This window comes from Salmonella sp. SAL04202 (genome assembly GCF_046550775.1).
In the GTDB taxonomy this organism is placed as follows: domain Bacteria; phylum Pseudomonadota; class Gammaproteobacteria; order Enterobacterales; family Enterobacteriaceae; genus Salmonella; species Salmonella enterica.
In genome coordinates this window covers 1,058,954-1,084,052 of record NZ_JBGDXK010000001.1, presented here as the reverse complement: position 1 = coordinate 1,084,052, position 25,099 = coordinate 1,058,954, and the positions used below count along the sequence as shown (strand labels likewise).

At 50.7% G+C, this 25,099-nt stretch carries 20 protein-coding genes and 1 other RNA gene; 17 read left to right on the top strand and 4 right to left on the bottom strand.

Annotation, left to right across the window (positions count from 1 at the left end):
- Positions 1-19: 19 nt before the first annotated feature.
- Entirely contained in the window at positions 20-430 is a 411-nt protein-coding gene (menI, locus tag ACLJQJ_RS05430; RefSeq protein WP_000637930.1) for a 1,4-dihydroxy-2-naphthoyl-CoA hydrolase, read from the bottom strand.
- Positions 427-3,483 carry an FAD-binding and (Fe-S)-binding domain-containing protein gene (locus ACLJQJ_RS05425; protein WP_063809089.1) on the bottom strand — a complete coding sequence of 1,019 codons (3,057 nt, stop codon included), beginning with the start codon at positions 3,481-3,483 and terminating at the stop codon, positions 427-429. The genes menI and ACLJQJ_RS05425 overlap by 4 nt, the downstream gene beginning before the upstream one ends.
- 264 nt (positions 3,484-3,747) lie before the next feature.
- On the opposite strand from ACLJQJ_RS05425, the gene ydiK reads away from it, so the two are divergent.
- The 9 genes from ydiK to ACLJQJ_RS05380 all read left to right on the top strand — a co-directional run bounded on the left by ydiK (position 3,748) and on the right by ACLJQJ_RS05380 (position 13,434).
- The gene (gene ydiK, locus ACLJQJ_RS05420; protein WP_000248615.1) at positions 3,748-4,866 is read left to right on the top strand and encodes an AI-2E family transporter YdiK; all 1,119 of its coding nucleotides are present in this window, start codon (positions 3,748-3,750) and stop codon (positions 4,864-4,866) included.
- A gap of 182 nt (positions 4,867-5,048) precedes the next feature.
- An RNA gene (gene rprA / locus ACLJQJ_RS05415) (antisense sRNA RprA) lies at positions 5,049-5,156 on the top strand.
- Between the two features lie 167 nt (positions 5,157-5,323).
- Positions 5,324-5,683 carry a YdiL family protein gene (locus ACLJQJ_RS05410; protein WP_000980451.1) on the top strand — a complete coding sequence of 120 codons (360 nt, stop codon included), beginning with the start codon at positions 5,324-5,326 and terminating at the stop codon, positions 5,681-5,683.
- A 140-nt stretch (positions 5,684-5,823) separates the two neighbouring features.
- Positions 5,824-7,035 carry an MFS transporter gene (locus ACLJQJ_RS05405; RefSeq protein WP_000797667.1) on the top strand — a complete coding sequence of 404 codons (1,212 nt, stop codon included), beginning with the start codon at positions 5,824-5,826 and terminating at the stop codon, positions 7,033-7,035.
- Positions 7,036-7,547: 512 nt separating this feature from the next.
- Complete coding sequence (locus tag ACLJQJ_RS05400) at positions 7,548-8,783, top strand: MFS transporter (RefSeq protein ID WP_000081211.1); 1,236 nt, start codon at positions 7,548-7,550, stop codon at positions 8,781-8,783.
- A gap of 66 nt (positions 8,784-8,849) precedes the next feature.
- Positions 8,850-9,716, top strand: a complete 867-nt coding sequence (ydiB, locus tag ACLJQJ_RS05395) for a quinate/shikimate dehydrogenase (RefSeq protein WP_063809728.1) — start codon at positions 8,850-8,852, stop codon at positions 9,714-9,716.
- Positions 9,717-9,760: 44 nt separating this feature from the next.
- On the top strand, positions 9,761-10,519 hold the full coding sequence (aroD, locus tag ACLJQJ_RS05390; RefSeq protein WP_000860221.1) for a type I 3-dehydroquinate dehydratase: 759 nt from the start codon (positions 9,761-9,763) through the stop codon (positions 10,517-10,519).
- 154 nt (positions 10,520-10,673) lie between these two features.
- Complete coding sequence (locus tag ACLJQJ_RS05385; protein WP_024798032.1) at positions 10,674-12,269, top strand: acyl CoA:acetate/3-ketoacid CoA transferase; 1,596 nt, start codon at positions 10,674-10,676, stop codon at positions 12,267-12,269.
- 13 nt (positions 12,270-12,282) lie between these two features.
- Complete coding sequence (locus ACLJQJ_RS05380; protein ID WP_000347819.1) at positions 12,283-13,434, top strand: acyl-CoA dehydrogenase; 1,152 nt, start codon at positions 12,283-12,285, stop codon at positions 13,432-13,434.
- 75 nt (positions 13,435-13,509) lie between these two features.
- On the opposite strand, the gene ACLJQJ_RS05375 is transcribed toward ACLJQJ_RS05380, so the two are convergent.
- Positions 13,510-14,400: an AraC family transcriptional regulator gene (locus ACLJQJ_RS05375; RefSeq protein WP_000284832.1), complete on the bottom strand. Its 891-nt coding sequence runs from the start codon at positions 14,398-14,400 to the stop codon at positions 13,510-13,512.
- Positions 14,401-14,862: 462 nt separating this feature from the next.
- Between ACLJQJ_RS05375 and ACLJQJ_RS05370 the strand changes: the two genes are divergently transcribed.
- The 5 genes from ACLJQJ_RS05370 (at position 14,863) to fadK (ending at position 19,947) form a co-directional block, all read left to right on the top strand.
- A complete protein-coding gene (locus tag ACLJQJ_RS05370; RefSeq protein ID WP_000692095.1) occupies positions 14,863-15,627 on the top strand; it encodes an electron transfer flavoprotein in 765 nt (254 codons plus the stop codon).
- A gap of 21 nt (positions 15,628-15,648) precedes the next feature.
- The gene (locus ACLJQJ_RS05365; RefSeq protein WP_001728262.1) at positions 15,649-16,584 is read left to right on the top strand and encodes an electron transfer flavoprotein subunit alpha; all 936 of its coding nucleotides are present in this window, start codon (positions 15,649-15,651) and stop codon (positions 16,582-16,584) included.
- A 56-nt stretch (positions 16,585-16,640) separates the two neighbouring features.
- Positions 16,641-17,927 (top strand): FAD-dependent oxidoreductase, encoded by a 1,287-nt coding sequence (locus ACLJQJ_RS05360; RefSeq protein WP_001278565.1) that lies wholly within the window; start codon positions 16,641-16,643, stop codon positions 17,925-17,927.
- A complete protein-coding gene (locus tag ACLJQJ_RS05355) occupies positions 17,924-18,217 on the top strand; it encodes a ferredoxin family protein (protein WP_000093362.1) in 294 nt (97 codons plus the stop codon). The genes ACLJQJ_RS05360 and ACLJQJ_RS05355 overlap by 4 nt, the downstream gene beginning before the upstream one ends.
- An 89-nt stretch (positions 18,218-18,306) precedes the next feature.
- Entirely contained in the window at positions 18,307-19,947 is a 1,641-nt protein-coding gene (fadK, locus tag ACLJQJ_RS05350; protein WP_000117492.1) for a medium-chain fatty-acid--CoA ligase, read from the top strand.
- Between the two features lie 41 nt (positions 19,948-19,988).
- Here fadK and ppsA read toward each other — a convergent pair whose 3' ends face one another.
- Entirely contained in the window at positions 19,989-22,367 is a 2,379-nt protein-coding gene (gene ppsA, locus ACLJQJ_RS05345; RefSeq protein ID WP_063809623.1) for a phosphoenolpyruvate synthase, read from the bottom strand.
- Positions 22,368-22,703: 336 nt separating this feature from the next.
- Here ppsA and ppsR point away from each other — a divergent pair, with 336 nt between their 5' ends.
- From ppsR to hemP, 3 genes are all read left to right on the top strand, one after another.
- Positions 22,704-23,537 (top strand): posphoenolpyruvate synthetase regulatory kinase/phosphorylase PpsR, encoded by an 834-nt coding sequence (ppsR, locus tag ACLJQJ_RS05340; protein ID WP_000370992.1) that lies wholly within the window; start codon positions 22,704-22,706, stop codon positions 23,535-23,537.
- A 155-nt stretch (positions 23,538-23,692) separates the two neighbouring features.
- Entirely contained in the window at positions 23,693-24,739 is a 1,047-nt protein-coding gene (aroH, locus tag ACLJQJ_RS05335; RefSeq protein WP_063809622.1) for a 3-deoxy-7-phosphoheptulonate synthase AroH, read from the top strand.
- 156 nt (positions 24,740-24,895) lie between these two features.
- Positions 24,896-25,087 carry a hemin uptake protein HemP gene (gene hemP, locus ACLJQJ_RS05330; protein ID WP_000089115.1) on the top strand — a complete coding sequence of 64 codons (192 nt, stop codon included), beginning with the start codon at positions 24,896-24,898 and terminating at the stop codon, positions 25,085-25,087.
- The last annotated feature ends 12 nt before the right edge of the window (positions 25,088-25,099 follow it).

Below are 25,099 nucleotides of genomic sequence, written 5' to 3'. Positions count from 1 at the left end.
CACTTTTATGGTGACAACGTCACACAATCGCCGTAGTAAGGCGCGAAGAACAGCACAGACGTCCCTGTTCATCAAAGATCTCTATCTGCCAGACCTGATGGCGAGCCCCGGTATGCAACGCTTTACAGACGCCTCGTACGCGCCCCTGACGCGCCGACCGTACATGGTTGGCATTCACCTCCAGCCCCACCACCTTTTGCTCCCCCTGCGTACACAGATAGCCTGCGACCGAGCCGATACTTTCCGCCAGCACCACAGACGCTCCGCCATGCAGCAAGCCGAACGGCTGTTTGGTGCGATGATCGACGGGCATTGTCGCTTCCAGCGTATCGTCCCCAATACGCTCAAAGCGGATATCAAGCAGGCCAACCATATTCCCTTCCCCCATCGCATTAAGCGCATCGAGGGTCACTTCACGTTTCCAGATCAACCTATAATCTCCAGTAATGCCTGCAACGGGTGACGCACGCCCGTACCTTCAATGCGTTTAACCTGGCTTCGGCAGGAATAGCCGGTTGCCAGGCAGCGGTTTCGCGGTAGACGTTGCATCGCCTGATGCCAGGATAGCTCATAAATTCCCAGCGAATTTTTATGATTGGTGAGTTCATGTCCATAAGTGCCCGCCATACCGCAGCAGCCTACGCTGACATTTTCCAGCTTCGCGCCAAAATGGGCAAAGATGGCGGCCCACTGCGCAGGCGCGCCGGGTAAAGCCGTGACTTCCGTACAATGACCAAAAAAGTACCACGGTTCGCCGCTCATCTCGACGGACAGTCTTGCATTTATTTCCTGCGCCAGCCATTCATTCACCAGCAACACATGAAAATCGCCGCGCTGTTCGCCCAGCGCCAGTTTGTATTCGTCGCGATAACACAGAACCAGCGCCGGATCGACGCCCACCATCGGCATCCCCAACGCGGCGATCCGATTAAGGAACTCAGAGGTTTTTTTCGCCGTTTTCGCAAAGCGATTAAGAAAACCTTTAATATGCTGCGCCTTACCATTCGGCGAGAACGGTAACAATACCGGCCTCCTGCCCAGCTTTTCCGCCAGGCGGATAAAGTCCGCCACGACCCGGGCGTCGTAGTAGCTGGTAAACGGATCCTGAACCACCAGTACCGTTTTCGCTTTTTGCTCGGCGCTCATGCGCTCCAGTTGCTCAAGCGTCATATTAGCGGACGGATGGCCCACCAGTTGCTGTTGCAACGAAGGGGCAGAAAGCAGAGGTAAATCCACCATACCGATATGTTTTTTCGCCAGATTGCGAACCATCGGTTGGTTAATAAAAAAGTTAAAGGTCTTTGGCGCACGCGCCATCAGCGGCGCGTAGGTCTCGACCGTCGCCACCAGATGATCGCGTACCGGACGCAGATAACGCGTATGGTAAAGCTGTAAGAAACGTGAACGAAACTCCGGAACATCGATTTTAATCGGACACTGGGTCGTACAGGCTTTACACGCCAGACAGCCGGACATGGCCTCTTTAACTTCATGGGAAAAGTCATACTCGCCTTTGCGTTTGTGCCAACTATTCCGGGTGCGGGCAATCAGCGTGCGTAAGCTGGCGCGTTTTTCCGGCAGCTCCTTTTCCAGCTTCAACGGATCGACGCCGCGATCGGCCAATAGACGGAGCCATTCCCGCACCAGTGTCGCCCGCCCTTTCGGCGAGTGGATCCGGTTAAGGCTAATTTTCATCGACGGGCACATCGGGCTTTTCGCATCGAAATTAAAGCACAGGCCGTTACCATTACACTCCATAGCGCCGCGCCAGGTCTGCCGTACCGCCAGCGGGATTTGCCGATCCCAGGTGCCGCGTTTTACCGCATCCACCTTCATCATCGGCGCCTCTATCCCCTGCGGCGGACAGATTTTACCCGGGTTAAGTCGATTATGCGGATCAAAAGCCGCTTTTATTTTGCGCAGCTCGCCATACAGGACTTCGCCGAAAAAGGCCGGGCTGTATTCCGCGCGAAAACCTTTTCCATGCTCGCCCCACAACAGCCCGCCGTATCTGGCGGTCAGCGCGACGACCTCATCGGAGATCTGTTTCATCAACAGTTCCTGCTGCGGATCGCACATATCCAGCGCCGGACGCACATGCAGCACCCCGGCATCCACGTGGCCGAACATGCCGTAACTTAAGCCATGACCATCCAGCAGGGCGCGAAATTCGGCGATGTAATCGGCCAGATGTTCAGGCGGCACGCAGGTATCTTCCGCAAAAGGAATCGGTTTGGCAGCACCTTTCGCATTACCCAGCAGCCCTACCGCTTTTTTACGCATCGCGTAAATACGCTCAATACCCGTCAAATCGGTACAAAGTTGCCAGCCGATCACGCCCGCTTCCGCACGCGCCATCAGGCCATCCAGCCGGTGGCACAGCGCCTCGACCTGTCCGTCAATAAGCGCTTCATCGTCACCCGCGAATTCCACGATATTCAGGCCAAGCATCTCTTTATCCGGCACATCGGTAATCAATTCGCTAACGGAGTGCCAGACAATATCTTCCCGCGCAAGGTTAAGGACTTTGGAATCGACCGTCTCGACGGATAAGGCGCGCGCGTCAACCATAAAAGGGGCGTTACGCAGCGCGGAATCAAAGGAGTCGTATTTTACATTCACCAGACGGCGAACTTTGGGTATCGGGGTAATATCCAGCCGGGCTTCAGTAATAAACGCCAGCGTCCCTTCCGACCCCGTTAAGATGCGGGTAAGATCGAAGCGGGTCATGTCATCGTTAAAGACGTGGCGTAAATCGTAGCCTGTCAGGAAGCGATTGAGCTTTGGAAAGCTATCGAGGATAAGTTGACGGTTTTCCAGGCAGGACTGATAGACGGTCTGATAGATGCGGCCTGGCATCGTCGTGTTTTCACCCAGCGTCCGGGCAAGCTCTACGGGCATTGATTGCGTGTCAAGGATATCGCCCCCCAACAATACGGCCCGTATGCCTAAGACGTGATCTGACGTTTTCCCATAGACCAGCGAACCCTGACCAGAGGCATCGGTATTAATCATACCGCCAAGCGTGGCGCGATTACTGGTGGAAAGTTCCGGCGCAAAAAAATAGCCATACGGCTTTAACGCCTGATTAAGCTGATCTTTTATCACTCCCGCCTCTACCCGCACCCATCCCTCTTCAGGATTAATTTCAATAATGCGGTTCATATAGCGGGACATATCAACAATAATGCCCTGGTTTAGCGCCTGGCCATTCGTGCCAGTACCGCCGCCTCGCGGGGTAAATATCAGCGACGTAAAGCGCGGCTCCGCCGCCAGACGGGCAAGAAGCGCGACATCCGCCGTAGAACGGGGAAACACAACAGCATCGGGAAGAAGCTGGTAGATACTGTTATCGGTCGACATTGTCAGACGGTCGGCATAGCTGGTTGCCGTATCGCCCGTAAACCCTTGCTGCTCCAGCGCCTGCAAAAAATTGAGCACCAGCTGAACGACGCCGGGTGCCTGAGAAATTTGTGGAATCATTATATTGACCTTTTCCTGCGGTCTATGTTGTGAACGGTGGCGCCCAACCCGGCGAGCGCGAGCGGTCTACGCACAGGAAGGGATGCTTAATCGTTTGCGTGTTGCGTTATTTGTTGTATCACATTTTTTTCCTGTGCGCCCAACAGAATTACATGCAGAATCGGCCTGTTAAAAACCGCTGAAATTGCTCATCATTATAGGGTGTGGTTTGCATGTTCACGTCGCGCCAACGTTCTGGCGCAAAGACAAAGGTGAAAAGTATTTATGGTAAATGTTCGTCAGCCCAGGGATATTGCGCAAGTGCTGCTATCGGTGCTGTTTTTAGCCATCATGATTGTGGCCTGTTTGTGGATAGTACAGCCTTTTATTTTGGGGTTTGCATGGGCAGGTACGATTGTTATCGCGACCTGGCCCGTTTTGCTGAAATTACAAAAAATATTGTGGGGCCGCCGCTCGCTTGCCGTACTGGTCATGACGCTGCTGTTAGTGCTGCTCTTCGTTATTCCCGTCGCCTTGCTGGTGAACAGCATTGTCGATGGTAGCGGCCCGCTCATCCATGCAGTGACCGGCGGCGATATGACGCTACCCGATCTGGCATGGTTAAATAATATTCCGTTGGTTGGCGCCAAACTGTATGCCGGATGGCATAGCCTGCTGGATATGGGCGGTAGCGCTATTATGGCGAAAGTGCGGCCTTATATCGGCACAACCACGACCTGGTTTGTCGGTCAGGCGGCGCATATCGGACGCTTTATGATGCACTGCGCCCTGATGCTGTTGTTTAGCGCCCTGCTTTACTGGCGCGGCGAACAAGTGGCGATGGGTATACGCCATTTTGCCTGTCGTCTCGCGGCTAAACGCGGCGATGCGGCGGTTCTGCTGGCTGCCCAGGCGATCCGCGCCGTGGCGCTTGGCGTGGTGGTCACCGCGCTGGTACAGGCGGTACTTGGCGGCGTCGGGCTGGCGATTTCCGGCGTGCCTTACGCTACTCTGTTGACGGTAGTGATGATCCTTTCGTGTCTGGTTCAGTTGGGGCCGTTGCCGGTATTGATTCCAGCCATTATCTGGCTTTACTGGACAGGCGACACCACCTGGGGCACCGTGCTGCTGGTTTGGAGCGCCGTCGTCGGCACTCTGGATAACGTGATTCGCCCGGTACTCATCCGCATGGGCGCCGATTTACCGCTGCTTCTGATCCTTTCCGGGGTAATCGGCGGCCTGATTGCATTCGGTATGATTGGTCTGTTTATTGGACCGGTGCTTCTGGCCGTGACCTGGCGTTTGTTCTCCGCATGGGTACATGAAGTTCCGGCGCCGACGAATGAACCAGAGGAGATCCTTGAAGAGCTGGATGACATCGAGGAAGCCAACAAGCAGTCATAATCCCGTCGGGCGGCATTGCCGCCCGATGCTTTAGCGACGTTTATCAATTCAACGCACACCCCATTTTGATTCGCCCGTCTGTTCCCCGCCGCATCTCATTTCTGTCGCAAATCCGTTACAGTTTTTAAACTATTGAGACGAATCTGATCGACGCAAAAAGTGCTCATGCCTACTATTAGCACACGGTTATAAATCAACACATTGATTTATAAGCATGGAAATCCCCTGAGTGAAACAACGAATTGCTGTGTGTAGTCTTTGCCCGTCTCCTACGATGGGCTTTTTTTTTAACTTTTTTCGCTGCATTGTTACATAAGCCAGCTCCCGTTTCCCTTCAACACCGCGATATCTGCAACGAACAAATAATATTGCACAAAATAGTGTGATTCTGTTCAAGTCGAAACGGTGTCGGTGGTGCTATTTATAGCATCACTTTTTTCATATAAAAGCCTAAAAAATGATGAACGCGTTAGAACTACAAGCACTACGGCGTATTTTTGATATGACGATTGAAGAATGCACAATCTATATCACCCAGGATAATAATTCGGCAACCTGGCAACGATGGGAAGCTGGCGACATACCCATCTCTCCAGAAATCATTGCCAGGCTGAAGGAAATGAAAGCCAAGAGACAGCGACGAATTAACGCCATTGTTGACAAAATAAATAACCGCATCGGCAATAATACAATGCGTTACTTCCCTGATTTATCTTCTTTTCAGTCCATTTATACAGAGGGGGATTTTATCGAGTGGAAAATTTATCAATCTGTTGCTGCCGAACTTTTCGCACATGATCTGGAGCGGCTGTGTTAGACGTAAACTTTATCGCCGCATCGTATTGATACCGGATAGAAAACCACACAATCACGACATTGACTTGTCACCCTATCCAATATGCTTCCTGCCTGTGTATACCACTGTAACGTTCAGGCGGCATCTCTGAGTCAGATAATATGAAAAATCGTTATTTCCCTACCGCTGTAGGGTTGTATTTTAATTACTTTGTACATGGCATGGGGGTTATCCTGATGAGCCTGAACATGTCATCGCTTGAACAGCAATGGCATACCAGTGCCGCAGGCGTATCTATTGTGATCTCTTCGCTTGGTATTGGCCGGCTAAGCGTTTTGTTAATCGCCGGTATGCTTTCCGATCGCTTTGGTCGCCGTCCTTTTATCATTCTGGGGACCGCCTGTTACCTGATTTTTTTCATTGGCATTCTTTATGCTCAGACGATTTTTGTCGCTTATGCCTGTGGCTTTTTAGCGGGTATGGCCAACAGTTTTTTAGATGCAGGTACCTATCCCAGTTTGATGGAAGCCTTCCCTCGCTCCCCCAGTACGGCAAATATTCTGATCAAAGCATTTGTCTCTGGCGGGCAATTCTTGTTGCCCATTATTATCAGTTTATTAGTCTGGGCTAATATGTGGTTTGGCTGGTCCTTCCTGCTTGCCGGGGCGATCATGCTTATTAATGCTCTGTTTTTATTACGCTGCCCTTTTCCACCCTATCCTGGTCGGATATTGAAACCCAAAATCTCGCAAGCGCCTGTTGCAGGCGTACATCATTGCTCCCTCATCGATCTTATCAGCTACACCCTTTATGGCTATATCTCGATGGCAACCTTTTACCTTATCAGCCAGTGGCTGGCGCAGTATGGACAGTTCGTCGCAGGAATGTCGTATACCCAATCCATCAAACTGTTAAGTATTTATACCTGCGGATCGCTACTGTGCGTTTTTATTACTGCCCCGCTGGTCAGAAAAACAATTCGCTCTACCACATTATTGATGTTTTATACCTTTATCTCTTTTATTGCGCTTCTGACGGTCTGCCTGCATCCTCAGGCCTATGTTGTTATGATCTTCGCATTCGTCATTGGATTCTCTTCCGCCGGTGGCGTAGTACAAATCGGCCTGACGCTGATGGCGGCCCGTTTTCCACAGGAGAAAGGTAAAGCGACCGGCATTTATTACAGCGCCGGCAGTATCGCGACGTTCACTATTCCGTTGATCACAGCGCGGATTTCAGAAATGAGCATTGCACATATTATGTGGTTTGATACCGGTATCGCCGCAGTGGGATTTCTCCTCGCACTGTTCATCGGTTACCGAAGTCGGGCTGAATCACAACATCACGCTGAAGCAGCGTCAACTGCGCAATAAATGTTAGCGTGCCAACTGCAATATTATTGCCTTGCTATGCAAAATAAAACGTTAGCCATTATCACCGGGAAACAAAAAATGTAATTTTCGTGTTAATTATTATTCATTATCTTCACACTTATCAGAAAAATTGCGATGAGCATCACGAGTTATATGTATTAAACAACAAATTCGCAGCAATTTTTATATTTCCCGGCTAACAAATGAAATGCTATCAATGCAATAAACCTGGCATTTTAAACGCCATGTTATGTACATATAACGACAGTACCGACTTATAGTGTTACTGAACAATCGCTGCATGTAGTAATAGCAGTAATAAGAGCCTATCCCAGTAGGCGTTATTGGCGCAGCCAGTTTGGACACGGACAGCGCGCAAAAACCGGAGCGTACACGTAGTACGTGAGGATTTTGAGCACTGCCCAGGACCAAAATGGCAAGTAAAATAGCCCTAATGGGATAGGCTCTAAGCAGGACATTGAATCAAACCATCAGCAAGGAGCTGTGAACAAATGTCTCAGAACAAGGCTCGCAACATGCCATATTTGCTGGCTGTTATCTGCATTTATTTTAGTTACTTTCTCCACGGCATGAGTGTTATTACACTAGCCCAGAACATGACCTCCCTTGCACAGAAATTCTCCACGGATAGTGCCGGTATCGCCTATTTAATCTCTGGCATTGGTCTTGGTCGTCTGGTCAGTATTTTATTCTTTGGCGTACTGTCCGATAAATTTGGCCGTCGGGCAATAATACTGCTTGGCGCCGTACTATATATGCTATTTTTCTTCGGTATTCCCGCCAGTCCTAACCTGATGATCGCTTTCATATTAGCGGTGTGTGTCGGCGTGGCGAACTCCGCGCTGGATACCGGCGGATACCCTGCATTAATGGAGTGTTTTCCCAAAGCATCGGGCTCGGCAGTTATTCTGGTTAAAGCGATGGTCTCTTTTGGGCAAATGATTTATCCCCTTATCGTCAGCGCCTTGTTAGTCAACCATATCTGGTACGGCTACGCGGTGGTAATCCCCGGTATCCTTTTCGTCCTCATCACGTTGATGCTGTTGAAAAGCCGTTTTCCCAGCCAACTTGTCGATGCCAGTATTGCGAAAGAATTACCCCAGATGAACAGTACTCCCCTCGTCTGGCTGGAAGGCGTAGCTTCCGTTTTATTTGGCGTCGCCGCGTTCTCAACCTTCTATGTGATTGTGGTCTGGATGCCTAAATATGCGATGGCCTTCGCCGGAATGGCGGAATCCGACGCGCTGAAAACCATCTCTTATTACAGTATGGGATCGTTGGTTTGCGTGTTTATTTTTGCCGCATTGCTGAAAAAAATGGTTCGCCCCATCTGGGCCAATGTTTTCAATGCCGGGCTGGCGACACTCACCGCTGCGGCAATTTACCTGTATCCCTCTCCACTGATCTGTAATGCTGGCGCCTTCGTGATTGGTTTTTCCGCTGCTGGAGGTATTTTACAATTAGGCGTATCGGTAATGTCGGAATTTTTCCCTAAGAGTAAAGCTAAAGTCACCAGTATATATATGATGATGGGGGGCGTAGCTAACTTTCTTATCCCACTGATTACCGGTTATCTCTCTACTATTGGCCTACAATATATCATTTTGTTAGATTTTGCCTTTGCACTACTGACATTTATCACCGCCATTATTGTATTTATTCGCTATTATCGCGTATTTAAGATCCCGCAAAACGATGTCCGATTTGGCGAGCGTTATTTCCAGTAAAAATGTTAACTATGCGCAACAGGCATGCGCCCTGCTCTGCACTGTCCACTTATTAAGGAGTATAAAATGGATGTTACCGCAAAATATGAATTAATTGGTCTTATGGCGTATCCTATCCGTCATAGCTTATCGCCCGAAATGCAAAACAAAGCGTTAGAAAAAGCGGGGCTACCGTATACCTATATGGCTTTCGAAGTGGATAACACGACGTTTGCCAGCGCCATTGAAGGACTGAAAGCATTAAAAATGCGCGGTACGGGCGTCTCCATGCCAAACAAACAGCTCGCGTGTGAGTATGTCGATGAATTAACGCCAGCAGCAAAACTGGTTGGCGCTATCAACACCATTGTTAACGATGACGGCTATCTACGCGGCTACAACACGGATGGTACGGGCCATATTCGGGCAATTAAAGAAAGCGGTTTCGATATTCGGGGAAAAACCATGGTGCTGCTCGGCGCGGGAGGCGCGGCTACCGCCATTGGCGCCCAGGCAGCCATTGAAGGCATTAAGGAAATTAAACTGTTTAACCGTAAAGATGACTTTTTCGAAAAAGCGGTTGCCTTTGCGAAGCGGGTGAATGAAAACACCGATTGCGTCGTTACCGTCACCGATCTTGCCGATCAGCACGCTTTTACTGAAGCGCTTGCCAGAGCAGATATTCTGACGAACGGCACCAAAGTTGGCATGAAACCATTGGAGAACGAATCCCTGATCGGTGATGTTTCCCTGCTCCGCCCTGAATTGCTGGTCACCGAATGTGTTTATAATCCGCATATGACAAAGTTATTGCAGCAGGCGCAACAAGCTGGTTGCAAAACAATTGATGGTTACGGCATGTTGTTATGGCAAGGAGCCGAACAGTTTGAACTGTGGACAGGAAAAGCATTTCCATTGGACTATGTGAAGCAGGTGATGGGATTCACAGCCTGACCGGTAAAATTATAATTGCGACGAATGACAATGAAGGGTACCAAATGAAAACCGTAACTGTAAGAGATCTCGTGGTTGGCGAAGGCGCGCCAAAGATCATTGTGTCGCTAATGGGAAAAACCATTACCGATGTGAAATCGGAAGCACTCGCCTACCGTGAAGCGGATTTCGATATTCTGGAGTGGCGCGTTGACCATTTTGCCAACGTGACAACGGCGGAAAGCGTACTTGAGGCCGCCGGCGCCATCCGGGAGATTATCACCGATAAACCCTTGCTATTTACCTTCCGCAGCGCGAAAGAAGGCGGCGAACAGGCACTAACCACCGAACAGTATATCGCTCTGAATCGTGCAGCGGTTGACAGCGGTCTGGTCGATATGATCGATCTTGAGCTTTTTACCGGCGACGATGAGGTGAAAGCCACCGTCGGCTATGCTCATCAACACAATGTTGCGGTGATCATGTCTAACCATGATTTTCATAAAACGCCCGCAGCGGAAGAGATTGTTCAGCGTCTGCGTAAAATGCAGGAACTGGGCGCCGATATTCCGAAGATCGCCGTCATGCCGCAGACTAAAGCCGATGTCCTGACCTTACTTACCGCCACTGTAGAAATGCAGGAGCGCTATGCGGATCGTCCGATTATTACCATGTCGATGTCGAAAACCGGGGTAATATCTCGTCTTGCCGGCGAAGTGTTCGGTTCTGCAGCAACGTTTGGCGCGGTGAAAAAAGCATCTGCGCCGGGACAAATATCGGTAGCCGATCTGCGTACCGTATTAACTATATTGCACCAGGCGTAATACTTTATCGTGTGGCAGAATATTCTCTTTCTGCCACAATAAAAATAAATAGTTATCTGACATGAATATGTTCCATATTCATTGAAAGCCGCTGTCTTTATTACCTTAACACGGTTATATCGATATTGCTTTCAGGGATAATAGTGGAGTAAATATGAAACTCAATAAGCCATCACGCATTAATGGCCGCGTTCCCGTGCTCTCTGCACAAGAAGCAGTAAATTATATTCCAGACGAGGCCACTTTATGTATTCTGGGCGCAGGCGGCGGTATTCTCGAAGCGACAACATTAATTACCGCACTGGCAGATAAATATCAAGCAACCCAGTCACCACGAGATTTATCTATTATTAGCCCTACCGGATTAGGTGACCGCGCCGATCGCGGCATCAGCCCGCTGGCGCAGGAGGGACTGGTAAAATGGGCGCTATGCGGACATTGGGGGCAATCTCCCCGTATTTCTGAACTGGCTGAACAAAATAAAATCGCCGCCTATAACTACCCACAAGGCGTATTAACCCAGACGCTGCGCGCCAGCGCCGCACACCAGCCGGGTATTCTGAGCGATATCGGTATTGGTACCTTTGTCGACCCTCGCCAACAGGGCGGAAAATTAAACGACGTGACTAAAGAAGATCTCATTAAGCTGGTAGAGATCGATAATAAAGAATATCTCTATTATAAAGCGATAGCGCCTAATGTGGCTTTTATCCGCGCCACCACCTGCGACAGCGAAGGCTATGCATCATTTGAAGATGAGGTGATGTATCTTGATGCGCTGGTGATCGCCCAGGCCGTTCACAATAATGGCGGTATTGTAATGATGCAGGTACAGAAAATGGTAAAAAAAGCCACGCTGCATCCAAAATCCGTGCGTATTCCCGGCTATCTGGTGGATATTGTGGTTGTCGACGCCGACCAGACGCAACTCTATGGCGGCGCGCCGGTGAACCGATTTATCTCCGGGGATTTTACTCTTGATGATAGTACCCAGCTTACCCTGCCCCTTAATCAGCGCAAGCTGGTAGCCCGACGCGCGCTGTTTGAAATGCGTAAAGGCGCGGTAGGCAATGTGGGCGTAGGCATTGCCGACGGTATTGGTCTGGTCGCTCGCGAGGAAGGCTGCGCCGATGACTTCGTGCTGACCGTAGAAACTGGCCCGGTGGGCGGTATTACCTCTCAGGGCGTGGCCTTCGGCGCCAATGTCAATACCCGAGCGATCCTCGATATGACCTCACAATTTGATTTTTATCACGGCGGTGGGCTCGATGTCTGCTATTTAAGTTTTGCCGAAGTGGATCAACACGGTAATGTCGGTGTACATAAATTCAACGGCAAAATTATGGGCACCGGCGGGTTTATCGATATTAGCGCAACGTCGCAAAAAATTATTTTCTGCGGAACTCTGACGGCCGGAAGTTTAAAAACTGAAATTACCGATGGCAAATTAAATATTCTGCAGGAAGGTCGCGTGAAAAAATTCGTCAGCGAACTGCCGGAAATTACGTTCAGTGGAAAAATTGCGCTTGAGCGCGGGTTAGACGTGCGTTACATCACTGAACGTGCGGTTTTCACTCTCAAACAAGATGGCCTGCATTTAATTGAAATTGCGCCTGGCGTCGATCTGCAACGGGATATTCTTGACAAGATGGATTTTTCACCGGTTATCTCACCAGATTTAAAACTGATGGACACAAGATTATTTACCGATAGCACTATGGGATTCACGCTTCCTGACGCAACACATTAAAAGGAGTACAAATATGGATTTTTCATTAACTGAAGAACAAGAACTATTACTGGCCAGTATTCGCGAGTTAATCACCAGCAATTTTCCGGAAGAGTATTTCCGTACCTGCGATCAAACGGGCACCTATCCCAAAGAATTTATGCAGGCGCTGGCGGAAAACGGTATTTCGATGCTGGGCGTCCCGGAAGAATTCGGCGGCATTCCGGCTGACTATGTAACGCAAATGCTGGCGCTGATGGAAATCTCAAAATGCGGCGCTCCGGCCTTTTTGATTACCAACGGCCAATGCATTCACAGCATGCGCCGTTTTGGTTCCGCAGAACAACTGCGTAAAACAGCAGAAAGTACTCTGGCCACCGGCGATCCAGCATATGCGCTAGCCTTAACAGAACCTGGCGCGGGCTCTGATAATAATAGCGCCACAACAACCTGGACGCGTAAAAACGGCAAGGTTTATCTTAACGGCCAAAAAACATTTATCACCGGTGCAAAAGAATATCCTTACATGCTGGTTCTGGCGCGCGATACGGAGCCAAAAGATCCTAAAAAAGCGTTCACGCTTTGGTGGGTGGACTCAAATAAACCGGGCATAAAGATTAATCCGCTGCACAAAATTGGCTGGCACATGTTGAGTACATGCGAAGTTTATCTCGATAATGTCGAGGTGGACGAAAGCGACCGGGTCGGTGAAGAAGGCATGGGTTTCCTCAATGTCATGTACAATTTTGAGATGGAGCGTTTGATTAATGCGGCGCGCAGTACAGGTTTCGCCGAATGCGCATTTGAAGATGCCGCCCGTTACGCCAACCAGCGTATCGCCTTTGGTAAACCCATCGGCCATAACCAGATGATCCAGGAAAAGCTGGCGTTAATGGCCATCAAAATCGAAAACATGCGCAATATGGTGTTGAAAGTCGCCTGGCAGGCCGATCGGGAAGAGTCACTGCGTACCAGCGCCGCGCTGGCTAAGCTGTACTGCGCACGCACAGCGATGGAAGTGATTGACGATGCGATTCAGATTATGGGTGGACTTGGCTATACCGACGAAGCCCGTGTCTCCCGCTTCTGGCGCGATGTTCGCTGCGAACGTATCGGTGGCGGCACGGATGAAATTATGATCTATGTGGCAGGACGCCAGATTCTGAAAGACTATCAGAACAAGTAAGGATCGTACCGGAACGTCTTATTCGGCCTGACTGCTTTACGGCATCAGGCCGAATAAATCAGATATATTTCGCCGTCAGGTATTTGGCAGCAAATACGCCTGCTCAACCAGACTATTTTTAAATTGCTTACGATAATCGTTGGGAGAACATCCTACATGCCGCATAAACAATTTGGCAAAATGGTCCACATTTTCATATCCTACCCGCCATGAAATTTCTGCCAGTGGCGACTCAGTGTTTGTCAGCGCAAACTTGGCCTCGGTCATACGTCGTTGAATAACATAGTTGATAGGGGATATATGATATTCTTTGGCAAATTCATGGCATATATAACTGACGCTGGCACGAAATTTTTTCGATAGCTGGTCAAGCGTGATTTTTTCACGATAATTATTATTGAGATAAACAAGCACATCCTTAATTAATACATCTTTTTTAATGTAGCCTTGTTCAGAACGATAGGCATTTTTAAAATTTTCATAGTAAAGTGCGGTCAGAGTGTAAGCAAATGCATCGTATACAGAGGAAGCCAATACGTTTTTCCCCTGCGGAAGTAACACGCTTAATTCATTAAAGATACTTTTAATGACCTCTTTTCCCTGAACCACGGAAACCACCGGACAGGAATGACTCTGCAATAGTTGGTTTTCTTCCCAACCTGGAAAACAAAACCCATACAGCGCACAGGTATAGGTGGTAGCCGGCGAATTGCTGTCGGATGCTACAGCGTGTAGCCGCCCCCGCTCAACGACGACAATATCGTCCGCATGCGCGACGTAGAGTGAAGAGTCAATAATTAACCTGGCTATCCCTTTTTTGACGTAAATAAGCTCTGTTTCATTATCATGCATATGATGGCCAGACTCCCAGTTTGGATCATCGCTAATGACAAAACGTGAAAATCGAGGGGTCTTGTCCTGTTCAAAAATCGTCTCCGCGGCGGAGTCAAAACAGCGCTGATACATAATAACCTCTGTCAGGTTTAAAAAGATAACCAGGATAAAATAAAGCGAGCGTCAGTGTTGTACAACCGTGGAGATTACCAGCAAAACAAGATTATTCGTTCCGAATGCAAGATATTATGTTCTTTTGCAGACAGCTCAGATTACCTGTCGATAGCGTATTACCAGACAAAAATACATAGCCGACATATCTTTGATGTTTTCTTTTAACCTCACAGAAACAACATCGCACGTTTCATGTTAAAAAATGATGATATGCTTCGCACTTATTATTCTCACTACCGTATTTATATTTTTATGACGCCCTTTTCAGATGGTTGCTAACGATTCTCTGTTCGCAGATTTTTCGTGCAAGATTGTTGGCAAGGAAAACAGATTGACCCATCGAAAACCTCTTCAGACTGCCGCAGACTATTTTCAGTCAGATTTACGTTACTTATCCGCACGCGACTCACTGGAGATGCAATGAAAATAATAACCTGCTTTAAGTTGGTGCCTGAAGAACAGGACATTACCGTGACCCCGGAGCATTCGCTCAATTTTGATCGTGCCGAGGCCAAAATCAGCCAGTTTGATTTAAATGCAATTGAGGCCGCCGCGCAGTTAGCTGGCGATGGCGACGAGATCGCCGCGCTCACCGTCGGCGGCTCTCTGTTACAAAATTCAAAAGTCCGCAAAGATGTGTTATCCCGCGGGCCGGATGCGCTTTTTATGGTTCAGGATGCGCAACTGGAGCACGCCCTGCCCAAAGAAACCGCGCTGGCGCTAGCATCCGCGGCGGAGAAAATCGGCTTTGACCTGCTGCTCTTTGGAGAGGGCTCCGGCGATATTTATGCCCAACAGGTGGGCCTGCTGACTGGCGAACTCCTGAAACTCCCCGTCATCAACGCAGTAAGCCATATTCAACGCGACGGCGACAAAATCATCGTTGAACGCACACTGGAAGAAGACGTTGAAATTATCGAGCTCACGCTGCCCGCGGTACTTTGCGTGACCTCAGATATTAACGTTCCACGCATCCCGTCAATGAAAGCCATTCTCGGCGCCGGGAAAAAAGCCGTTACGTCGTGGCTGGCGAGCGATATCCACTGGACCCCAACCACGCCACTGGCGGAACTGGTCGCCATCTCGGTACCGCCGCAGACAGAACGCAAGCATATCATTCTCGATAACGATTCGCCGGAAGCCATTACCGCACTGGCCGACCATTTGAAAAAATCCCTGAACTAAACCCAACGGAGAAAAATTATCATGAATCATTTAGCTAACGTATGGGTATTTAGCGATAACGTAGAGCGTTATGCCGAATTAATGACCGGCGCGCGGCAGTGGGGAGAAAAAGTTTACGCCATCGTGCAAGGAAACACGGAGATCGACTACGTGAAAGCGCTTGGCGCTGATGAGATAGTCATTCTTGAATCGCATACGAATTTGCAGCGCGTGGAAAACTATGCCGAAACGCTGGCCTCGTTATTAGGCGACAAAAATGGGCTACTGCTCATGGCGGCGACCAAGCGCTGTAAAGCGCTGGGCGCCCGGTTGAGCATCCAGCTTGACGCCGTGATGGTGAACGACGCGACGTCTATTGACCTCCTCGACGGGACGCTACACGCAGAGCATCGCATGTACGGCGGACTTGCTTTCGGCAAAGAGAAATTAAACAGCCCGCAGGCGATTATTACGCTGGCACCCGGCGTGCTGGAACCCGCCGCCCCTCTCCCCGGTCATACTTGCCCGCAGACCACGCTGGCATATATTGCCCCACGCCACGAGGTATTGTGCCAGCAGCGGCGCGCAAAATCGTTAAGCAGCGTCGATTTGAGCAAAGCCAAACGGGTCATCGGCGTAGGACGAGGCCTGGCGGCGCAAAGCGATCTGGATATGGTGCATAAACTGGCGACCGTCCTCGGCGCAGAAGTGGGCTGTTCCCGCCCCATTGCGGAAGGTGAAAACTGGATGGAACGCGAGCGTTATATTGGCGTATCCGGCGTTCTGTTGAAATCCGATCTCTATCTGACGCTGGGCATTTCCGGCCAAATTCAACATATGGTGGGTGGAAACGGCGCAAAAATTATTGTCGCAATTAACAAAGATAAAAACGCGCCCATTTTCAATTATGCCGATTATGGTCTGGTGGGCGATATCTACAAGGTTGTTCCTGCCCTCATCGACCAGTTAAGCCGCTAATTCCTTTTTCAACGCACATCTCCCGTCGTCGATACGGCGGGAAAGGAGCATAAAGCATGTCGGATGATAAATTTGACGCTATTGTGGTGGGCGCAGGCGTAGCAGGAACGGTCGCTGCGTATGTGATGGCAAAAGCGGGACTGGATGTACTGGTTATTGAACGCGGAAACAGCGCGGGCAGCAAAAATATGACCGGTGGGCGGCTCTACGCTCACAGTATCGAAAGTATTATGCCGGGATTCGCAACGTCCGCCCCCATCGAACGCGTCGTTACCCGTGAAAAAATCTCCTTTTTAACCGAAGAAAGCGCCGTCACACTTGATTTTCACCGCGCGCCCCCTACTCCGCCCCTTACGTCATATACCGTACTGCGCAACAAACTGGACCCGTGGCTAATGGCGCAGGCGGAGCAGGCTGGCGCGCAGTTCATCCCAGGTGTACGGGTCGACGCTCTGGTACGTGAAGGCAATCGCGTCACTGGCGTTCAGGCCGGGGATGATATTCTTGATGCGAATATTGTAATTCTCGCGGACGGCGTGAATTCCATGCTGGGCCGTTCGCTGGACATGGTGCCTGTCTCTTCTGCGCATCACTATGCCGTCGGCGTAAAAGAGTTGATTGGGCTCTCTCCGGCACTTATTGAAGAGCGCTTTAATCTGGCGTCCCATGAAGGCGCCGCCTGGTTATTCGCTGGCGCGCCCTCCAACGGGCTCATGGGCGGCGGGTTTCTTTATACCAACCGCGATTCGGTTTCTCTGGGGCTGGTATGTGGCCTGGGCGACATTGCTCACGCGACCAAAAGCGTACCGCAAATGCTGGAAGATTTTAAACAGCATCCGGCAATACGCCCTTTGATTCAGGGGGGAACGCTGCTTGAATACTCCGCTCATATGGTGCCCGAAGGCGGCATAGCAATGATGCCGGAGCTGGCAAATGACGGCGTGATGATTGTCGGCGACGCCGCCGGTCTTTGCCTGAATCTCGGTTATACCGTCCGCGGCATGGATTTAGCCATCGCGTCCGCGCAAGCGGCCGCTCAAACCGCCATTGACGCTAAAGCGCGGCAAGATTTTTCCGCCGCGAGTCTTGCCGGTTACAAACGCGCGCTGGAGAAAAACGGCGTGTTACGCGATATGCGGCATTTCCGCAAACTCCCCGGATTAATGGAAAACCCACGGCTTTTTACCGAGTACCCGCGAATGGCGGCAAACATTGTGGGCGATCTGTTCACCGTTGATGGCGGTCCAGTCCCACCGTTGCGTAAAACTATCCTGTCACATGCGAAAAAAATTGGACTGGTGAATCTATTAAAAGACGGCATAAAAGGGGCTACGGCATTATGAGTTCGGACAATAAGGTGAATGTTGACGTCAAATTGGGCGTAAATAAATTTTACGTAGATGAAGGACACCCACATATCATTTTGCGCTCCTCGCCTGACATGCAGGAGTTTAATAAATTAATAAAAGCCTGCCCTGCCGGACTCTATAAGCTGGACGATGCGGGAAATATTCATTTTGACTCCGCGGGCTGCCTGGAATGCGGGACCTGCAGGGTTCTCTGCGGCAATACTCTTCTCGAAAAATGGGAATACCCGGCGGGAACGTTCGGCGTTGAGTTTCGCTACGGCTGACGCTCTGAAACACCGGATAACGACGCTACGGCGTCTTATTCGGCTTGCCCCCGGAGATTACGTCATTTGTATTAATAGAGAACAAGTCAATGAGTGTTACATTAACGTTTGACGCCGCAAGGCGGAAAACCTATCGCGAGTCCGGCTACTGGGGCGATGCTTCACTGGGCGACTACTGGCGGCAAACCGCACGCGCCGTACCCGATAAAATCGCCGTGGTCGATAATCATGGCGCGTCCTGGACCTACGCCGCGCTCGACTGCGCGGCAAGCCGCCTGGCAAACTGGTTACTGTCTCAGGGGATTCAACCGGGCGATCGCGTGGCCTTTCAGCTTCCGGGCTGGTGTGAGTTTACCCTCATTTATCTGGCCTGCCTGAAAACGGGCGCGGTATCTGTCCCGCTACTTCCCGCCTGGCGAGAAGCAGAGCTGGTTTGGGTGCTGAACAAATGTCAGGCTAAAATATTCTTCGCCCCCACCGTGTTCAAACAGAATCGACCGGTCGATCTTATCCTTCCGCTACAAAATCAACTGCGCCATCTGACGCATATTGTCGGCGTGGATAAACTGGCGCCTGCCACCACAGCGCTTGCGCTTAGTCAAATCATCGACCGCAGCGAACCGTTGCAGTCAGACATTAACATTCACGGTGATGAACTGGCGGCAGTGCTGTTTACCTCCGGCACAGAAGGAATGCCGAAAGGGGTAATGTTGACCCACAATAATATTCTTGCCAGCGAACGGGCGTATTGCGCGCGGTTGAATTTAACCTGGCAAGATGTGTTCCTGATGCCTGCGCCACTTGGCCACGCCACCGGATTTTTACACGGCGTCACCGCGCCCTTTTTAATCGGGGCGCGTAGCGTATTGCTGGACATCTTTACCCCAGAAGCCTGCCTTACCTTATTAGCGCAGCAACGCTGTACCTGTATGTCAGGCGCGACGCCGTTTATTTACGATCTGCTTTGTGCCGTTGAGCAACAGCCTGCCGACCTCTCCTCACTGCGATTCTTCTTATGCGGCGGCACGACTATTCCCAAAAAGGTTGCCCGCGACTGCCAGCAGCGCGGTATCAAATTATTGAGTATTTACGGTTCTACAGAAAGTTCTCCACACTCGATGGTTAATCTGGGTGATTCGACTTCACGCATGATGAACACCGATGGTTATGCCGCCACCGGTGTAGAAATTAAAATCGTGGATGAAGATCGCAATACGCTTCCAGCAGGCCACGAAGGCGAAGAAGCCTCGCGCGGGCCGAACGTTTTTATGGGATACCTGGACGAGCCGGAACTTACCGCCCGCGCACTGGATAATGAGGGCTGGTATTACAGCGGCGACCTCTGCCGCATGGATGAAGACGGTTATATCAAAATTACCGGGCGCAAAAAGGATATTATTATACGTGGAGGTGAAAATATCAGCAGTCGCGAGGTGGAGGATATTTTATTGCAACACCCCCGCATACACGATGCTTGCGTCGTTGCTATGCCTGATGAACGCTTAGGCGAACGTTCATGCGCGTATGTAGTCTTAAAACCGCCGCACCTTTCGCTGACGCTGGAAGAGGTGATCGCTTTTTTCAGTCGAAAACGGGTAGCGAAGTATAAATATCCGGAACGGATCGTCATCGTAGAAAAACTGCCCAGAACCGCCTCTGGCAAAGTGCAGAAGTTTCTGTTGCGGCAGGATATTATTGAGCGGCTGCGCCAGGAGCACACTGCGGTATAAATTGCCGGATGGCGACGTTAACGCCGCCATCCGGTATTACACTACTTCTTCAGTTCCGCCAGACTCAGCCAGGTCTGAACCACGGTGTCCGGGTTCAGCGACAGGCTGTCGATCCCCTCTTCCATCAGCCAGGCGGCAAAGTCTTCATGGTCGGACGGACCCTGACCGCAAATTCCAACATATTTGCCCTGTTTTTTCGCCGCGCGGATCGCCATCGACAGCAGCGCTTTCACCGCGTCGTTACGCTCGTCAAACAGTTCAGACACCACGCCGGAATCGCGATCCAGCCCCAGCGCCAGCTGCGTCATGTCGTTAGAACCAATCGAGAAGCCATCAAAATACTCGAGGAACTGTTCAGCCAGCAAGGCATTGGACGGGATCTCGCACATCATGATGATCTTCAGCCCGTTCTCGCCGCGTTTAAGCCCCTGGCGCGCCAGCTCTTCGATGACCGCTTTCGCCTGGTCGACCGTCCGCACGAACGGGATCATGATTTCGACGTTGGTAAGGCCCATATCGTTGCGCACGCGTTTCACCGCTTCGCATTCCAGCGCAAAACAATCGCGGAAACTTTCTGCGACGTAACGACCCGCGCCGCGGAAGCCCAGCATCGGGTTTTCTTCATGCGGCTCATAGCGTTCGCCGCCGACCAGGTTGGCGTATTCGTTGGACTTAAAGTCAGACAGGCGAACGATGACGCGTTTCGGGTAGAAGGCGGCGCCTAACGTCGCGATCCCTTCCGTCAGTCGACCAACGTAAAATTCACGCGGCGAGTCAAACCCTTTCATCATCTCACGAATGTCGTTTTGCAGCGCGGCATCCTGGTCGTCAAACTCCAGCAGCGCGCGTGGGTGAACGCCAATCATACGGTTAATGATGAATTCCAGTCGCGCCAGACCTACGCCTTCATTCGGCAGGCAGGCAAAGTCAAATGCCCTGTCCGGGTTGCCGACATTCATCATGACCTTCAGCGGTAGCTCTGGCATGGTGTCTACGCTGGAGCTTTTTACGCTGAAATCCAGCATGTCGGCATAAACATAACCGGTATCACCTTCTGCGCAGGAGACGGTTACTTTTTCGCCATCTTTCATGCGTTCGGTGGCGTCGCCGCAGCCGACTACCGCCGGAATGCCCAATTCGCGGGCGATAATCGCCGCGTGACAGGTGCGCCCGCCACGGTTAGTGACAATCGCCGCCGCTTTTTTCATGATCGGTTCCCAGTCCGGGTCGGTCATATCGGTGACAAGCACATCGCCAGGCTCAATACGGTTCATTTCGCCGATATCGTGAATAACTTTTACCGTACCTGCGCCGATACGATGCCCAATGGCGCGACCTTCGGCAATGATTTTCCCCTGCGCATGTAGCGTATAACGCTCCATCACCTGGCCACGGGAGCGCACGGTTTCCGGACGTGCCTGCACAATAAAGAGCTTACCGGTATGGCCGTCTTTCGCCCATTCGATATCCATCGGACGACCATAGTGCTGCTCAATCTGCACCGCTTGTTTCGCCAGTTCCTGCACTTCTTCGTTGGTGAGCGAGAAAATGTCGCGCTGTTCCTGCGGCACATCTTCAATCTTCACTTGCTTGCCGTGCTCCTGGGTGGCGGCGTAAACCATGCGGATTTTTTTCGACCCCATGGTGCGGCGTACGATGGCCGGACGGCCTGCCGCCAGGGTTGGCTTATGGACATAAAATTCATCCGGGTTAACCGCGCCCTGCACCACCATTTCACCCAGTCCCCATGCCGAGGTGATAAAGACCACCTGGTCAAAGCCGGATTCGGTATCGATAGAGAACATCACCCCTGACGAGGCGAGATCGGAGTGAACCATCCGCTGCACGCCAGCGGAAAGCGCTACGCCGCGATGATCATATCCCTGGTGAACGCGATAAGAGATGGCGCGATCGTTAAACAGAGAAGCAAATACGTGTTTCACTGCCACCAGTACCGCATCGAAGCCCTGAACGTTAAGAAACGTTTCCTGTTGGCCCGCAAACGAAGCATCTGGCATATCTTCCGCCGTGGCGGAGGAACGCACGGCAAAAGAGGCATTTTCATCATCCGACGAAAGCTGCGCATAGGCATCGCGGATGGCGTTTTCCAGCGCCGGCTGGAAAGGAGTGTCGATAATCCACTGGCGGATCTGCGCGCCCGCTTTCGCCAGCTGGGAGACATCATCAATATCTGTCTTATCCAGCAGCTCATAAATGCGCTGGTTTACGCCGCTTTGATCCAAAAACTGGTTAAACGCATCGGCAGTGGTTGCAAAACCATTCGGAACGGATACGCCCATGCCGGAAAGGTTAGTAATCATTTCACCCAGGGAGGCATTTTTGCCCCCAACTCTGTCTACATCATTCATGCCGAGTTGGTTATACCAAAGCACCAGCGGTGACGAGCCATTGTTGGACATCGAACAATCCTTTTGTGATAAATGAACGAGTTTAAGAAACACATAGTTGCGTATTTATCCTGGCATACTTAAACCCGCGAAAAAAACGGTGAATCGTTCAAGCAAATTTATTTTTTCATTTTTTCAGATTGTTTACGTAGTTGCGCAAACCCGCGCATAGCACGGCATTCCCTGAATAACCCCCGGTATAAACTGCGTTTCCAGGAAATGAAACACACTTTTCATTAATTATAAAAAGCGCCTGTCATTTTATAAAATAAGCGACAAGTTATACGTTTCCCGTTACTTTTAATTTATGCTTTCAGATAATTATGTTTACTCTTCAGGATGAACAGAATGGATAATGTTGTTGATCGCCATGTTTTCTATATTTCTGATGGTACCGCCATCACCGCCGAGGTCCTGGGTCACGCGGTCATGTCGCAGTTTCCGGTGACGATCAGCAGCATCACGCTGCCATTCGTGGAAAACGAAAGTCGCGCCCGCGCCGTCAAAGACCAAATTGACGCCATTTATCAGCAAACCGGCGTTCGCCCGCTGGTATTTTACTCGATTGTTTTACCTGAAATTCGCGCCATCATCTTACAGAGCGAAGGTTTCTGCCAGGATATCGTCCAGGCGCTGGTGGCGCCGCTTCAGCAGGAGATGAAACTGGATCCGACGCCGATCGCTCATCGTACTCATGGGCTTAATCCGGGTAACCTGAACAAGTATGACGCCCGTATTGCCGCTATCGATTATACCCTGGCGCATGATGATGGCATTTCATTGCGTAACCTCGATCAGGCCCAGGTCATTTTACTTGGCGTTTCGCGCTGTGGAAAAACGCCCACCAGCCTCTATCTGGCAATGCAATTCGGTATTCGTGCGGCTAACTACCCTTTCATCGCCGATGATATGGATAATTTGACGCTGCCCACATCGTTAAAACCGCTACAACATAAACTGTTCGGCCTGACAATTGACCCTGAACGCCTGGCGGCAATTCGCGAAGAACGCCGTGAAAACAGTCGCTATGCCTCGTTGCGTCAGTGCCGCATGGAAGTGGCGGAGGTCGAAGCGCTGTATCGTAAGAATCAGATCCCCTGCCTGAACAGCACCAATTATTCCGTTGAAGAGATAGCCACCAAAATTCTCGACATTATGGGGCTTAACCGCAGGATGTACTAGCAAACTAGTTTAATGGGTTGGTTTTTGTTATCATGCCGTTCTGCCTGCGAGGTGTGACACGCCTCGCACTTGAAATCAGCAGGGATTGGTTTATCGTGATGCCCATCACTTCCCGGTAGTCCTGCCGTTGAAGCAACAAATTTCTGAGACTTGTAATGAACAGAACCGACGAACTCCGTACTGCGCGTATCGACAGCCTGGCAACACCGACCGAACTCGCGCAGCGGTATCCTGTATCGTCCTCCGTCGCCAGTCACGTTACCGACTCCCGACGCCGGATAGAAAAGATTTTAAATGGTGAAGATCCACGGCTACTGGTCGTCATTGGCCCCTGTTCGATTCACGATCTGAATGCTGCCATGGAATACGCGACGCAGCTCCAGGCACAACGCCAAAAGCATCAGGCGCGTCTGGAAATCGTCATGCGCACCTATTTTGAAAAACCGCGCACCGTTGTGGGATGGAAAGGCCTGATTTCCGATCCTGACTTGAATGGAAGTTACCGCGTCAATTATGGGCTTGAACTGGCGCGTCGCTTGCTATTGCAGGTGAACGAACTGGGAGTACCGACCGCCACAGAGTTTCTTGATATGGTCACCGGCCAGTTTATTGCCGATCTGATCAGTTGGGGAGCGATTGGCGCGCGTACCACCGAAAGCCAAATCCATCGGGAAATGGCTTCCGCACTCTCTTGTCCGGTCGGCTTTAAAAATGGTACGGATGGCAATACTCGCATTGCCGTTGACGCTATTCGCGCCTCCCGCGCCAGCCATATGTTTCTCTCGCCGGATAAAGACGGACAGATGACCATCTACCAGACGAGTGGCAACCCGTATGGGCACATCATCATGCGCGGCGGTAAAAAACCGAACTACCACGCTGAAGATATTGCCGCCGCCTGCGACACGTTGCATGAATTTGATCTGCCGGAGCATCTGGTCGTCGACTTCAGCCACGGCAACTGTCAAAAACAGCATCGCCGCCAGTTGGAGGTATGTGATGATATTTGCCAGCAGATTCGTAATGGCTCCACGGCAATTGCCGGGATTATGGCCGAGAGTTTTTTACGGGAAGGCACGCAAAAAATTATCAGCGGTCAACCGTTAATCTATGGTCAATCCATTACCGATCCCTGCCTGAACTGGGAAGATACGGAAGTTCTGTTGGAAAAACTTGCCGCGGCGGTAGACAGCCGCTTTTAATAGCTCGCCCATCCTGCCGGGATGGGCGTTTCTTCGATGCGTTACCCACCCTTTTCTCTCCGCGCGCGTATATCACTCCACAGAATTAGCACTTGCTGTTATCGCATTAATTATTGATAATAATAATCATTGTGAGTTTGATTATTAATAAATAACATGTCGCGTATGGATAACACCGAGCTGCCTCACCCTAAGGAAATAGACAATGAAACGCTTCTCCCTGCCGCTGAACGGCGCGTCAACAGTCAGGCGCTATTAGGTCCGGACGGCAAAGTCATTATCGATCACAACGGTCAGGAGTATCTGTTGCGTAAAACTCAGGCTGGTAAGCTACTGTTAACCAAATAACGCTCCGCCAGC

Excerpts from the sequence above, each read along its gene's own strand:
- ACLJQJ_RS05425 (WP_063809089.1), bottom strand. The coding sequence starts at position 3,483 with ATGATTCCACAAATTTCTCAGGCACCCGGCGTCGTTCAGCTGGTGCTC.
- ydiK (WP_000248615.1), top strand. The coding sequence starts at position 3,748 with ATGGTAAATGTTCGTCAGCCCAGGGATATTGCGCAAGTGCTGCTATCG.
- ACLJQJ_RS05410 (WP_000980451.1), top strand. The coding sequence starts at position 5,324 with ATGATGAACGCGTTAGAACTACAAGCACTACGGCGTATTTTTGATATG.
- ACLJQJ_RS05405 (WP_000797667.1), top strand. The coding sequence starts at position 5,824 with ATGAAAAATCGTTATTTCCCTACCGCTGTAGGGTTGTATTTTAATTAC.
- ACLJQJ_RS05400 (WP_000081211.1), top strand. The coding sequence starts at position 7,548 with ATGTCTCAGAACAAGGCTCGCAACATGCCATATTTGCTGGCTGTTATC.
- ydiB (WP_063809728.1), top strand. The coding sequence starts at position 8,850 with ATGGATGTTACCGCAAAATATGAATTAATTGGTCTTATGGCGTATCCT.
- aroD (WP_000860221.1), top strand. The coding sequence starts at position 9,761 with ATGAAAACCGTAACTGTAAGAGATCTCGTGGTTGGCGAAGGCGCGCCA.
- ACLJQJ_RS05385 (WP_024798032.1), top strand. The coding sequence starts at position 10,674 with ATGAAACTCAATAAGCCATCACGCATTAATGGCCGCGTTCCCGTGCTC.
- ACLJQJ_RS05380 (WP_000347819.1), top strand. The coding sequence starts at position 12,283 with ATGGATTTTTCATTAACTGAAGAACAAGAACTATTACTGGCCAGTATT.
- ACLJQJ_RS05375 (WP_000284832.1), bottom strand. The coding sequence starts at position 14,400 with ATGTATCAGCGCTGTTTTGACTCCGCCGCGGAGACGATTTTTGAACAG.
- ACLJQJ_RS05370 (WP_000692095.1), top strand. The coding sequence starts at position 14,863 with ATGAAAATAATAACCTGCTTTAAGTTGGTGCCTGAAGAACAGGACATT.
- ACLJQJ_RS05365 (WP_001728262.1), top strand. The coding sequence starts at position 15,649 with ATGAATCATTTAGCTAACGTATGGGTATTTAGCGATAACGTAGAGCGT.
- ACLJQJ_RS05360 (WP_001278565.1), top strand. The coding sequence starts at position 16,641 with ATGTCGGATGATAAATTTGACGCTATTGTGGTGGGCGCAGGCGTAGCA.
- ACLJQJ_RS05355 (WP_000093362.1), top strand. The coding sequence starts at position 17,924 with ATGAGTTCGGACAATAAGGTGAATGTTGACGTCAAATTGGGCGTAAAT.
- fadK (WP_000117492.1), top strand. The coding sequence starts at position 18,307 with ATGAGTGTTACATTAACGTTTGACGCCGCAAGGCGGAAAACCTATCGC.
- ppsA (WP_063809623.1), bottom strand. The coding sequence starts at position 22,367 with ATGTCCAACAATGGCTCGTCACCGCTGGTGCTTTGGTATAACCAACTC.
- ppsR (WP_000370992.1), top strand. The coding sequence starts at position 22,704 with ATGGATAATGTTGTTGATCGCCATGTTTTCTATATTTCTGATGGTACC.
- aroH (WP_063809622.1), top strand. The coding sequence starts at position 23,693 with ATGAACAGAACCGACGAACTCCGTACTGCGCGTATCGACAGCCTGGCA.
- hemP (WP_000089115.1), top strand. The coding sequence starts at position 24,896 with ATGTCGCGTATGGATAACACCGAGCTGCCTCACCCTAAGGAAATAGAC.